Origin of the sequence: Silvibacterium sp. (assembly GCF_047605705.1) — a bacterium.
GTDB lineage: Bacteria > Acidobacteriota > Terriglobia > Terriglobales > Acidobacteriaceae > Silvibacterium.
The window spans coordinates 1-13005 of sequence record NZ_JASGFD010000083.1 but is presented as its reverse complement, the minus strand read 5'-3'; the positions used below and the strand labels follow the sequence as shown (position 1 = coordinate 13005).

Sequence of the window (13005 nt, the reverse complement as noted above, 5' to 3'; positions counted from 1 at the left end):
GTCGAGTCGAAAATCGTCGCCACTACTGCCGACGGCAAGCAACTCATGACCGGCCCCACGCCCGAGCATGTATCGAACGATCCCTACCAGGACGATCCCCGCGTCGTGATGCCCTTCAACGGCTCGTCCGCCTCCGGGAACATCACCGCCGACGTGGTCTACGCCAACTACGGCCGTCCTGAAGACTTCCAGAAGCTCGCCGACTCCGGCATCGACATCAAGGGTAAGATCGTCCTCGTCCGCTACGGCATGAACTTCCGTGGTGTGAAGGTCTACATCGCGCAGCAGAAAGGCGCGGCCGGCGTCATCATCTACTCCGATCCCGCCGACGACGGCTTCTTCCGCGGCGACAAGTATCCCGGTGGCCCGTTCCGTCCGGATACCGGCGTGCAGCGCGGCTCCGTGCAGTACATGTTCAAATATCCGGGCGACGCCACCACGCCCGGTATCGCCTCGACGCCCGACCTTCCCATGTCAAAGCGCATTCCGCCCGAGCAGGCCGCAAGCCAGCCCACCATTCCCTCCATCCCAATCTCGTACCATGACGCTGCGCCCATCCTCGAGAACCTGAAAGGCGCGACCGTGCCGAAGGGATGGCAAGGCGCGCTGCCCTTCACCTATCACCTCGGCGGCGCGAACGCGGTCAAGGTGCACCTTGTCGCCAAGCAGGATTATCAGTACCGCACCATCTGGGACGTTATCGGCAAGGTTCCCGGCTCCGATGCTCCGAATGACTGGGTCGTCGCCGGCAACCATCGCGACGCCTGGGTCTACGGCGCAGTCGATCCCAACAGCGGCACCGCCGCTATGCTCGAAACCGTGCACGGCGTAAGCGAACTGCTCAAGCAGGGATGGAAGCCGAAGCGCACCATCGTCTTCGCCAGCTGGGATGCCGAAGAAGAAGGCCTCATCGGCTCGACCGAATGGGCTGAGGACAACGCCGCCACGCTCGGGCATGCCGTCGCCTACTTCAACACCGATGTAGGCGTCTCCGGCCCGAACTTCAATGCCGACGCCGTCCCCTCGCTCAAAGAGTTCATCCGCCAGGTCACGAAGGAAGTGCCGAGCCCGAAGGGCGGCAGCGTCTACGAGCAGTGGAAGAAGAGCCAGGACCAGCGGACCGCTCCGGGCGCGCAGGAGCACGTCTCCAAGCAGAACGCGCACACCGACAATGATGTCGAGATCGGCGACCTCGGCTCCGGCTCCGACTACACGCCCTTTATCCAGCACCTCGGCGTGCCCTCGTCCGATATCGGCTCGGATGGCCCCTACGGCGTCTATCACTCGGTCTTCGACAACTACGCATGGTTCACCATGAACGCCGATCCCACCTTCGTCTATGAGCAGGAGATGGCCCGCGTCTTCGGCCTCGAAGTGCTGCACATGGCCGACGCCGACGTCCTGCCCTACGACTACGTCACCTACGCCCACGAGATCGAGGACTACCTCAGCGCCGCGAAGAAGAAGGCACAGTCCTCGGGACTGCCCCTCGACACCACCGCTGCGGAAAGCGCGACGCAGCAGTTCCTCGCTGCCGCGGAGGCCGTCAAGGCAAAGCAGGAGCATCCCTCCGGCGACGAAGCCGCGTTCAACAGCAGCCTCCGCGCCACCGAAGGCGACTTCCTCGACGCCGCCGGTCTGCCCAACCGCCCGTGGTTCAAGCACACCGTCTACGCTCCCGGCGAATACACCGGCTACGCAGCGGTGGTCATCCCCGGCGTGAACGAGGCGCTCGACGCAAAGAAGGCCGACCAGGCCCAGACCCAACTCGCCACACTGACCTCCGCCATCCAGCGCGCAACGGCCACACTGCAGAAGGCCGCGCAGTAGATCGCCGGTCATCGAGCAACAAGTAAGGGCAGGCATTTTCTGTGCCTGCCCTTACTGTCTTCTCGCTCCATTGCTACAAAAGATCGGTTGCCCAGTTCACGGTGGCAGAGAGACCGAGCACCGGCCCGATGCGATGAAAGATCGCGTCCCGCGTAACCAGCACCGCACCCAGACTTGCAGCATGCGCGCCGATCAGCATATCCATCGCCGCCACGGCCAGTCCTTGCGCCTCGATCTCGGCACGCGCCTTCCCGTATACCGCCGCTGCTCTCGAGTCCCACGGAAGGACTTCTACCGTCGAAAAGAGGTTTTCAATCGCACGGACCCTGGCCGCACCCAGCGCACGTTTCGCCATCCCATAGCGAACTTCCGCCTCCGTGATCGAGGAGAGGCAAAGTTTCGCATCCGGATCGCCGAGCCATCGTTGAAATTCGGTTCTTGCAGCGGACGACACGCCCGTCACGATATAGCTGAACGTATTGGTGTCGAGGAGATAGAGCGTGCTCACAGCCGCTCCCGGTCTGCCCTGAAGCCTCTTAACTTGGAGCTCAACTTATCAGGCCTTACCGGCATATTCTGACCGCCTGCTTTGGGAAATATTTTCAATAGGAAGACTGTCATTCCGACCGGAGCGAGACAGCTGTTTCGTCTCGCGTAGTGGAGGAACCTGCTGTCTCGCGCACATCGAGAATGTCCGGGGCAAGAACTTCCCCGCTATGCTCCCTGCGGTCGCAATGGAGCCTCACGGAAGGGGCAGCCTCGATGGAACAGATCAGCGTGGCCTTAGAGATCAATTTCCGGCCGTTTCTCAGCGGGCCGCCGATCGCGATCGGCATCGCTCATAAAGTCTGCCGGAATCTTCGCAGCATCGAGTTCCGCAAATATCTCCTCGATCTCCGGCACCTCAGAGAGAATCAGGTCTCCAGTCGACGGGTCACGCCGAACTGTCACCTGGGCGCTGCGGAAACGAAACTCCGCCGGAATCGTGACGTGCTGACTCCGTCCGTTCATAAACACGCGAGCTTTCGTGAGTTGGGACATAAATCACCACCTGCTATTTAGCATAGCTATACAGCAAAAACGCGTCAATCCGAATGGACGCCTGAAAAACGGCCAAACTGCTATAAAAGAAGCCAACTCACCACTCACTTCCAGGCAAAAAGACACTTCTTCTTTTCCCGGAATTCTTCATTTTTCCTCTTGCAATGGAATGCGGACCAATTTAGTCTCAATTCAGGTCGGGATGGCCGCGGAGTCTTTTGGCGAAGCGCCGCGGTTGTCCTGAGAGATTGACGATGAAAGCTGGCGGTGCCCGTTGGGCGCTCCCGCGACGTCGTCCGTGCAGGAGAAGCTCGGATGAGCGAACGGAAGAAATTTAAGATCCAGCGAGCGCTGGGAATTGAGCTCCCGGGGCTGGGCAAGCCCGGAGCACTGGAAACGCGTAACTTTCCCCCGGGACAACACGGCCGGAACAAGAAACGCAGCAAGAGCCAGTTTGCCCTGCAGCTGATTGAAAAACAGAAGCTGCTCTTCCACTACGGCCTTCGCGAGGAACAGCTGCGCCGCTTTGTGCGCAAGGCCCGCACCCTCAACGCCGGCAACTGGATCGACAGCCTGATCGGCCTCCTCGAACGCCGCCTCGACAACGTGGTCTTCCGTCTCGGGTATGCGCGCAGCATCTCGGCTGCCCGCCAGCTCGTCTCCCACGGACACGTGACCGTCAACGGCCGCCGCCAGACCATCGGCTCCATGATCCTGCGTCCCGGCGAGGTCATCTCGCTCTCGGAGCGCGGACTCCAGATGGATGTCGTGCAGTCTTCGCTGCGCGCGCCGCGGCTTACCATGCCGTCTTTTCTTCAGTACCAGAATCCTTCGACGCCCGACCGCGGCGTGGTCCTGTCGATCCCCGGAGTGGCGCACGTACCCTTCGAGTTCAACAGCAACCAGGTCGCCGAATACTACGCGAAGCGCGGCGTCTAACTGCAACTCCTCTAGCGATTGGACGAGGCCGCGCAAATGCGGCCCGTCTCACTGCAAACCCCTCCATCGCGAACCGAAGAGCAGGAGTAAAGATGAACGACGTCAACGTGATTCTGGCCGATATGCCCGGACTGGGCCGTGTACGCGTATGCGACTGCAACACGATCCACGTGAGCGTGGGCCCGGTGACCCTCAACCTCTCGCCTGAAGCCTTTTCCCAGGCCGCCGGCATGCTCGGCGACGCCATGCGCCGCTACGCCAAGCTGATGGAATCGCAGATGGCCGGCACAGGAACCACCCTCCCCGTAGCCAAGCCGAGCCTGGTCACCCACTAAGTCTGTATCCGCAATTTCCTCTGCTGTCGCCGCTTCGATCAGGCATGAAGAATTGCATCCCGATCGAAGCGGGCGATAGTTTCGTCTCGCGCAGCAGAGGAGCCTGCGGTCTTTCCCCCGACGGTGGCCCACCCCAGCCCAGCTTTGGCCTGAGTGGAAGCAGGAATCTCCGCAGAGTTCCGTGGCAGCGAAGCAGGCATAATCCCACGAATCCCAACCGCGACCAGCGGGAGCGTACGCCGAAGGCGATCCGCCATTACGGCCAGTTCTTTCCTCCAACACAAAGGCCCTGTCCACCTCGGTGAACAGGGCCTCTTTTTTCGTGCTTCTGTTTAGCTGAAGAGCAGGATGCCCTCCGTCTTCTCGGCGCCTTCCTTGCCGATCGGACGGTAGTACAGCTGGTTGTTCTCCAGATAGACCTCGAGGAAGGCCGGACGATCGCTGATACCGCCAGCGATGAGCGCCTCCGACAGAGGATCTTCCACGTAGCGCTGCAGGGCACGGCGCAGCGGACGCGCACCGTAGCTGCGGTCGATCATCGTCTTGTCGAGAATCCACTTCTTCGCATCCTCGGTCACCGAGATGGTGATCGCCTTCTGCACCAGGTTGGCATTGAGCTGCGCCAGCAGCAGCTCGATGATCTGGATCAGATCGCCATCGGTCAGCGACTGGAAGAGAATGATCTCGTCGATACGGTTCAGGAACTCGGGGTTGAAGGTTCTCTTCACCTCGTTCTTGACCAGTTCTTCGATCTTCTCCATCACCAGCTCTTCGCGCTCGCTCTGGAAGCCGAGACCCTGCTTACGCTGCAGGTGCCGCGCGCCGATGTTCGAGGTCATGATGATGATCGTATTCTTGAAGTCGACCGTGTTGCCCAGGCCGTCCGTAAGCTGACCATCTTCAAAGACCTGCAGCAGGATGTTGAAGACATCCGGGTGCGCCTTCTCGATTTCGTCGAGCAGGACCACCGAGTAGGGCGAACGCTTCACGCGCTCGGTCAGCTGACCGCCCTCCTCGTAGCCCACATAGCCCGGAGGCGAACCGATGAGCTTCGAAACCGAATGCTTTTCCATGAACTCCGACATATCGAAGCGGATGAGCGACTTCTCCGAACCGAAGAGGAACTGCGCCAGCGTACGCGCCATCTCCGTCTTACCGACGCCCGTAGGTCCAAGGAAGAGGAACGAGCCGATCGGCCGGTGTGGCGACTTGAGGCCGGCGCGCGAGCGGCGAATCGCGCGGGCAAGGGCAGAGATGGCCTTCTCCTGCGAGATCACACGCTTGTGCAGCTCTTCCTCGACGCGCAGCAGCTTCTGCGTCTCTTCTTCCTTGATCGAGGTGATGGGCACGCCGGTCCAGCGGCTCACCACGTCCTCGATGTCCTCACGCGAGACGATGCCCGCGGTCGAATCATCGAGGTGATACTTGTCGCGTAGCGCGCGCAGGTTCTCGCGCTCCTTGCGCTCCTCGTCCGAGTAGAAGCGCGCCTTCTCGAACTCGTGGTTCGCGATGGCGTTCTCCATGCGGTGAACGATGAACTTGATCCGCTTCTGGACCTCGGTAATCTCCTCCGGCAGCGAGGTCTGGCGCAGCTTCACGCGCGCGCCCGCCTCGTCGATGAGGTCGATCGCCTTGTCCGGCAGGAAGCGATCCGGAATGTAACGGTTCGAGTGCGAGACCGCGAACTCGATCGAATCATCGGTGTAGCTGACCGCGTGAAACTTCTCATAGCGGTCCTTGATGCCCATGATGATCTTGACCGCGTCCTCCTCGTTCGGAGGCGGCACCTTCACGGCCTGGAAGCGGCGCTCGAGCGAGCGGTCCTTCTCGATCGACTTGCGATACTCAGCCGGCGTGGTCGCGCCAATGCACTGAATCTCGCCGCGGGAGAGAGCCGGCTTGAGGATGTTGGCCGCGTCGAGCGAGCCTTCGGCCGAACCGGCGCCTACCAGCGTGTGCAGCTCGTCGATAAAGATGATGGAGTTCTGATTCTCCATCAGCTCCTTCATGATGGTCTTGAGGCGCTCTTCGAACTGGCCGCGATACTTGGTGCCGGCGACGATCAGCGAGAGATCGAGCGCGAGCACCCGCTTCTCGGCGAGGAAGCTCGGCACGTCGCCATCGGAGATGCGCTGCGCGAGACCTTCGACGATGGCCGTCTTGCCCACGCCGGGTTCGCCGATCAGTACCGGGTTGTTCTTGGTGCGGCGGCAAAGAATTTGGACGACCCGCTCAACTTCCTGGTCGCGGCCGACCAGTGGATCGAGCTGGTTGTCCATCGCCGCCTGCGTAAGATCGCGCGAGAATTCGGCCAGCAGGCTCGATTCGCGGTTGCGCTGCTGCTGCGGAGCTTTTTCCTGCGTGGTGCGCGCCAGTTCTTCGCGGATCGCGATCAGCTTGAGGCCGCGCTCATGCAGAATTTCGGCAGCGAAGCACTTCTCCTCGCGGAGCAGGCCGAGGAGAAGATGCTCGGTCCCGATGTGCTTGTGCGAGAGGCGCTCCGCCTCTTCGGCCGCATAGGCCAGCACGCGCTTGCATTCATTGGAAAGAGGTAGATCGACAGAGGTGGACACCTTCTCACGGATGGTAGTGTGCCCTTCGATCTGCTTACGAATGGATTCCACCGAGGCGTGAGAGCGGAGAAAGCGATTGGTCAGCGCCTTGTCCTCACGCAGAAGCCCCAGAAGCAGGTGCTCCGTTTCGATGTACGGGGAGCCGAACTGGCTTGCCTCATACCGCGCGAAGAAAATAACGCGCCGTGCCTTTTCTGTATAGCGTTCGAACATGTTCCCCCTGGGAAAATCCCATGGCCTGGCCCGCCTCGCTACCGGTCCCTGCGGATTCTCCCGCCGGGTATCGGGGGCGTTGTGAGCCATCCTGCTGAGTCACCGTGCCGGACCGAAAAGTGGGTCCTCGAGTCAGGCTTGGTTGGCACGGCCTTGAGACTGAATGCGATCCCCTGCACCCAATCCCCATCTGGCCTAAGGCTTTCGCCCTCGGCCGCCCACCGGGCCCGGCTAATTCGCCGGAGTCCGCGGTGAAACTTCTTCCAGGCGCCCTTTCTTCAGGCGCACAATCCTGTTACATCGCTCTGCAAGGTCCGTATTGTGCGTCACGATGACCGAGGTCAGGTGATGCGTATGATGCAGTCTTTCGATGAGATCAAACACTACACCCGCGGTCCGGCTGTCCAAATCACCCGTCGGTTCGTCCGCGAGTAACACTTTCGGTCCGGTCACCAGTGCCCTGGCCAGCGATACGCGTTGCTGTTCGCCTCCGGAGAGCTCTCCGGCCCGATGTGTCGCGCGGTCCGCCAGCTCGACCTCGGCCAGCCATTTCCGCGCCTCGGCGTTCGCTTTCGAGGGGCTTTCCCCGCGGGCCAGCAGCGGCATGGCGACATTTTCGAGGGCGGTGAATTCGGGCAGAAGGTAATGAAACTGCCAGACATAGCCGACCTCGCGGTTGCGGAAGGTAGCTGCCTGGCTGGAGGTCATATTCTTCAACCGGATTGAGGCGCAGTATACGTCACCGCTCGAAGGGCTATCAAGCGCGCCAAGGATGTGCAAAAGCGTGCTTTTCCCTGCCCCCGACTCCCCGACAATTGCCAGCATCTCACCGACCGGCACCTCGAAACTCAGGCCGTCGAACAGGATCAGCCTGCCACGCCCGGTCGTGTACTCCTTCCTCAACCCAACAACTTCTATGGCCTTTGGATGAGCGGAGGGCGCGGAAGGTCGCAGCGCAGGGAGCTCCTGCCGGGTGAACGACGAATCTGTCGAGGAAAGCTCCATATCTACCTGTATCACTCTTAAACGCAAAAGGGGAAGAAACGTTTGCACCGTTCCAACCCAGGCTGCCGGAAAATGATGCGGCCTATTACCTTTCTCTTTCGGAACAGGGCTCAGCCGTTATTCGGCACCATGGACCGGCGCCGGCGTCCCGTTCGCCGACGGCATCGCCTTCAGGGTCACCAGTTCCGCCTGCACCCGCCGCCACGCCTTCGCGTTCCTGCGTGTCGCAATCGGTGCATTCGGATCGGCATAGTAGTTCTCGACATCCTGCCGCAGCGATTCCGGCACCGCCGTATCCTCTTTCACCAGCTTGTCCAATAAACGGGCATACGTTTTGTCGGTCAGCGGATAGGAACCCGGCCGCACCGGATTCCCTGTGTCCAGATCCCGGTTCTCGAGCGCCATGACCGCCTCCGGATCCGTCCCCGGCTCGGCATCCAGCCGCGCGAGAATCGCCTCGTACCGCGCCAGCGTCCGGTTCACGCTCTCTACGTACTTCTCCTCCGTCTCCTGGTTCGGCCCACGAATCGCAAGATAGGACATCGGCCCGATCTTCGGCACGATCAGGATCAAAAACGCCACCAGATGTGTCCGGATTCCCGGCTTCTTCCGGTACTGCTCCCAATGGTTGGCAAAATCCGCATCCTGCAGCCGCTTCTGGAACAGCTCGAAATCCGGTGTCGGCAGGTCGGCAGGCATGCTCTTGCGATGCAGCAGTACCTCGCCATAAGCGAAATCCGGCACGAAGGTCCGTACTGCCCAGCGGTAGCTCCTCGTAGCCGCCCGGCGGTCGCGCACGATACTGTGCAGCGGCAAACCGTACGTATCGTAGAACGCCTGGTCCAGCAGCCGCGCCGGCACCCGCAGCCCGATGTGCTGCAGATACGCCGAAGGCGCAAAGCGCCGCTTGCTCAGCTGATTTACGTCGAAAGCAAATTCCGTCCGCACATGGCCGTGCGGGCTCTCGTCGTAGGTCACCACCGGCCCATACTTCGCCGCAAGATCGGGAAACTCGATCGCCGTGGAAGGATTGGTCGCATCCTGGTGGCCGTAGTTGTCGCCCACGTAATGCGAGAGCGCCCCGAGCGCGAAGGCCAGCTCGTCGACATCCCGCGCATCGCGAATGAGCGCGGCAACAAAGTCGCCAGTCCGCACATAATGCGTCAGCTGGCTGAAGAACTCATGCCCGAAGGGATAGTAGCCCTCGTCCTGGATGGCGCAGCCGCCGTAGGCATACGACTGCGCGCGCTGCAGCTCCGCATCCGTCGTGTTGGGATAGCGGCTCAGCAACACCGGCCGGATCGACTCACGCCATGCGAGATCGATGATCTGCTGGTGCGTCAGCACCGAGTAGCCGAAGCTGGACTGCGCGGCTCCGCCTGCCAATCCAAGCAGCAGCGTGATCGAAAGCAGACGGCGCACACGCATGGGAAGCCTACTCGTACCGCAGCGCCTCGGCCGGCAGCACCCGCGCCGCCGAGCTCGAAGGATAAAGCGTCGCCAGCAGCGAGACGCCCAGCGAAAGCACCGTTACCAATACGCCATCGGCAAGGCGCGGAGCAAACGGCAGGTAGTCGATGGAGTACACCTCCGCCGACAGCGGAAAGCGATAGTGTCCGCCCGCCCAGCAGATGAGATAGCCAAGAATCAGTCCGCAGATCGTACCGATCACGCTGATGAGAAAACCCTGCATCAGGAAGATGCGGCGGATCTGCGCAGGCCGCACGCCAAGCGACATCAGCACCGCGATGTCCTTGGTCTTCTCCATCACCATCATCGTCAGTGCGATGAGAATATTCAGCGCCGCCACGCAGACAATCAGCCCGATCACGATGAAGGTGACCACCTGCTCGAGACGCAGCGCGCGGAAGAGCTCGCGGTTCTGTTCCATCCAGTTCGTCGTCATGAAGCCCGGCCCAGCCACCCGTTCGATATCCTTCGCAATCGTGGCCGCGCGATAGAGATCGTCGACCTTGAAGGAGATCACCGACACCAGGTCGGGCTCACTGAACAGCATCTGCGCATCTTTCAGGCGCAGGAATCCAAAGGTCGAATCGTACTGATAAAAGCCGGAGTGGAAGATGCCGACGACGCGAAAGCGCTGCAGCTTCGGCAGAAGGCCGTACGGCGTCAGTGTCCCCTGCGGGCTGATTGCCATCACCGTCGAGCCGACTGTCGCATCGATCGAATCCGCGAGGTCGCTGCCGATAACGATCGGCGGCGTGGCCTCACCCTCAGCGTTGACGATGTTCTCTGCATCCGGCGCAAGATCCGCGGCCGAGCCGGCCTTTAGATGATCGAGCAGGCCGCTCACCGTCTTTTCATCCGCGGGGATAATGCCCTTCAGCATCGCGCCGCCCGAAAGTGAGCCGCGGGAAATCAGCACCGGCTCATAAAGCCCCGGAGCATCGGCGGTCACGTGCGGCAGCTTGCGCAAACGGTCCGTCATCTCGCGCCAGTTGCGGATGCCGTCATTCTGCACGCGCAGTAGATCCACGTGCGCCGTCGAGCTCACGAGGCGATCGCGCAGGTCACGGCTCATGCCGTTCGTGATCGCCAGCGCGATGATGAGCGACGCCACGCCCACCGCCACGCCCACAATCGAAATCACCGTGATTACGCCCACCACCGCCTGGCGGCGCTTGGCGCGGAGATAACGGGCGGCTACAAACAGTTCAAAGCGCATTGCAAATCTTTCTCTTCTCTACCGGATTCACTACCGGATCAGGCTCTTCGCGGCCACCATGTTGTCGTAGCGGTCGTACACGCGCACGGTCACTACATGCTCGGATGCATTCACCGGCGCTGGCTGGCCCGGCGTTGGTGAAGGCAGCGCCGCGTCGAAGGCATAGTGCTCCGTCAGCGAATCCGAGATGTGCCCCGTCGGCTCGACATACTGCCACGGCCCGGCATCGACGGAATACTCCGCATGATCGATCGGCGTGGCCGCATCCGTCGCGGAAAGTTCGACGTGGATCTTTCCGCCCGCAAGCTTCGCCGTCATCCCGGTGATATTCGGTGGCGTCGTATCGACGACAAACCGCTCGCTCGTCTTCTCCGCCGTCAACGCCTCGCCCGGATTGTGCGAAGGCGCATCGCTGGCCACGATCTTCAGGTGATACGGCCCATCCGGCAGTGTCGATGCGTCGAAGGTATAGAAGCGGTCCGTGACCTTGTCTTTCAACAACTGCCAGTTCTGCTCGCCATCTCCGCGATAGTAGATCGTGAAGACAAGATCGTCGCCGTTGTCGTCGTGCGCGGCCCAGCGCGCAGTCACAGCCGACTTGTCGCGTGTACCCGGGAGCGGCTCTTTGCCCGGCTCCTGCCCCAGGTTGATGCCGCCCTGGTTCTGCGTGGAGGGGAAATTGATCGTCGTCGGCTGCGGAATCTGCGGCATCATCCCTGCGGTATTCGCGCGCACGCCCGTCTGCACCACGATCTCGTCCACCACCGGCGGCACATTCACCGGCAGATAATTCAAACCTACCGAATCGAGCCCCGCACCCGGATGCAGTACCGCCTTCCACTGCACGAAGCGCGCTGAGGGCACCCCGATCGCACCGTCATTCGGCGTGACCTTCTTCCACTCGCTCCAGCCGCGCTCCGGGTTCTCGATGTTGCCGCCGCGCGCATACAGCTCAAATGCAGGAGCCGCACCCGCTGCATCCACCTCCGCGCGTCCCCACTGCGAGAAGACACCCGCGTCGAAGGCATCGCTGGTGTAGGTGCCCTCAGGAGCGTCGCCGTGCGAAAGCAGATAGAGCTTGCCGGTATTCGCCGTCGCCACCCACGTTCCCTGCGGCGCATCCGCAAAGCCTGTCGCCTGCGAGGATTCGAGATGCGCGATGTCCGCGAAGGTGCCGTCTTCCTCGATGCGATAAATCCGCCCGCGATTGCCCGTCGCCGCCACCAGTCCCTGCGGCGTCCAACGCAGCGCATAGACGATATCGTCGTGGCCGGACCAGAGCCTGCGCGGCGCTCCGTTCGCGGCGATCTCCTCAATCTCCGATCCATCCGGGATCACCGTGTTGCCGTTGAAGGCCTGCACCGATCCGGGCTGCACAATCGTAATTGTCGCTGTCACAGATACATTTCCCTGCACCGGCAGGGTCGGCAGCGAGTTGTGTCCCTTCTCGCCCACGGCAGCCGCATAGATCACGCCCTGCGGCGACACTGCCACCGAGGTAATCTCGCGCTTTGGCGCGTCGTAGATCACATATCCCTTACCGCTTTTGTCGATGCGGTAGACGAGGCCGGTGCCATCCGTGCCCGCGATCAGGTCGCCATCGGGCGCAAAGGCCAGAGAGCGGATGTGCTCCTCGTCGCTCTTGAAAAACAGCTCGGGCTTGCCACCGGAAGCCACGCGATACACGCCCGCCGGTCCACCGGCTGCGACGTAAAGCCGCCCCTGCGCGTCGAAAGCCATGTCCCACACATACTTCGGCTTCTCCGCAATCGCTGCAGGATCGAAGACCACCGTGGCATTCTCTTCCGTGCGATCCGCAGCTTGCGGATCGAGCCGGTACACCTTGCCCGAAGGCAGCGTCGCCGCATAGACCGCGCCATCCGGACCCACGCGCACGGCCTGCACGCTCAGATCCTTCGAGGTGAAGAGCCTCGTCGTCTTGCCATCCGGTGTAATGCGCAGCACCGTGGCCGGGCTGCCCGTCGCAACATATGCATTGCCCTCCTTGTCGGAGGCCACCGACCACACATACGTGGAAGGCGTCGTGGCAACCAGCTTTGTCGACGGCCCCGCGATCAAACGGCCATCGCTGGTGATGGCCACGCCCTCGGGCTTGCCCTTTTCGAGCTCCTCATAGGAGGACTGCAGCCACAGCTTGGTCCCCTGCGCGTGCAGAGACGGAGTAAGGAGAGGCAGTGCGAGGAAAGGAAGGAAGAGTGCCGGAGAGCGACGCATCATGCTGGGGAAAGTCTAGCAGTGATGCGGGGAAGGCCCCAATGTCTTGTAATCCCGAGGGTGGCCCACCCAAGCCTGAAGCTGGCTTGAGCAGGGACGAAGATCAGGGTGCCCCATCCAGGCTCCGCTTGGGTGGGAAGGCAGGAAT

General features: G+C 61.7%; 10 protein-coding genes. 3 read left to right on the top strand and 7 right to left on the bottom strand.

Features of this window, described 5'->3' with window-relative positions; genetic code table 11:
- A partial coding sequence (locus QM649_RS19210; protein ID WP_415200695.1) for a M28 family metallopeptidase occupies positions 1 to 1830 on the top strand: 1830 nt, incomplete at its 5' end.
- A gap of 73 nt (positions 1831 to 1903) precedes the next feature.
- On the opposite strand, the gene QM649_RS19205 is transcribed toward QM649_RS19210, so the two are convergent.
- On the bottom strand, positions 1904 to 2338 hold the full coding sequence (locus QM649_RS19205; RefSeq protein ID WP_415200694.1) for a PIN domain-containing protein: 435 nt from the start codon (positions 2336 to 2338) through the stop codon (positions 1904 to 1906).
- Between the two features lie 275 nt (positions 2339 to 2613).
- Positions 2614 to 2871 carry an antitoxin gene (locus tag QM649_RS19200; protein ID WP_415200693.1) on the bottom strand — a complete coding sequence of 86 codons (258 nt, stop codon included), beginning with the start codon at positions 2869 to 2871 and terminating at the stop codon, positions 2614 to 2616.
- A 315-nt stretch (positions 2872 to 3186) separates the two neighbouring features.
- On the opposite strand from QM649_RS19200, the gene rpsD reads away from it, so the two are divergent.
- Positions 3187 to 3810 carry a 30S ribosomal protein S4 gene (gene rpsD / locus QM649_RS19195; protein WP_415200692.1) on the top strand — a complete coding sequence of 208 codons (624 nt, stop codon included), beginning with the start codon at positions 3187 to 3189 and terminating at the stop codon, positions 3808 to 3810.
- A gap of 92 nt (positions 3811 to 3902) precedes the next feature.
- The gene (locus QM649_RS19190) at positions 3903 to 4145 is read left to right on the top strand and encodes a hypothetical protein (RefSeq protein WP_415200691.1); all 243 of its coding nucleotides are present in this window, start codon (positions 3903 to 3905) and stop codon (positions 4143 to 4145) included.
- A gap of 332 nt (positions 4146 to 4477) precedes the next feature.
- Here the strand turns inward: QM649_RS19190 and QM649_RS19185 are convergent, their stop codons facing one another.
- The 5 genes from QM649_RS19185 to QM649_RS19165 all read right to left on the bottom strand — a co-directional run bounded on the left by QM649_RS19185 (position 4478) and on the right by QM649_RS19165 (position 12860).
- Positions 4478 to 6931: an ATP-dependent Clp protease ATP-binding subunit gene (locus QM649_RS19185; RefSeq protein ID WP_415200690.1), complete on the bottom strand. Its 2454-nt coding sequence runs from the start codon at positions 6929 to 6931 to the stop codon at positions 4478 to 4480.
- A gap of 231 nt (positions 6932 to 7162) precedes the next feature.
- Positions 7163 to 7936: an ABC transporter ATP-binding protein gene (locus tag QM649_RS19180; protein WP_415200689.1), complete on the bottom strand. Its 774-nt coding sequence runs from the start codon at positions 7934 to 7936 to the stop codon at positions 7163 to 7165.
- A gap of 117 nt (positions 7937 to 8053) precedes the next feature.
- Complete coding sequence (locus QM649_RS19175) at positions 8054 to 9364, bottom strand: zinc dependent phospholipase C family protein (protein ID WP_415200688.1); 1311 nt, start codon at positions 9362 to 9364, stop codon at positions 8054 to 8056.
- A 7-nt stretch (positions 9365 to 9371) separates the two neighbouring features.
- Complete coding sequence (locus QM649_RS19170; protein WP_415200687.1) at positions 9372 to 10622, bottom strand: FtsX-like permease family protein; 1251 nt, start codon at positions 10620 to 10622, stop codon at positions 9372 to 9374.
- Positions 10623 to 10652: 30 nt separating this feature from the next.
- On the bottom strand, positions 10653 to 12860 hold the full coding sequence (locus QM649_RS19165; RefSeq protein WP_415200686.1) for a hypothetical protein: 2208 nt from the start codon (positions 12858 to 12860) through the stop codon (positions 10653 to 10655).
- Positions 12861 to 13005: the final 145 nt, after the last annotated feature.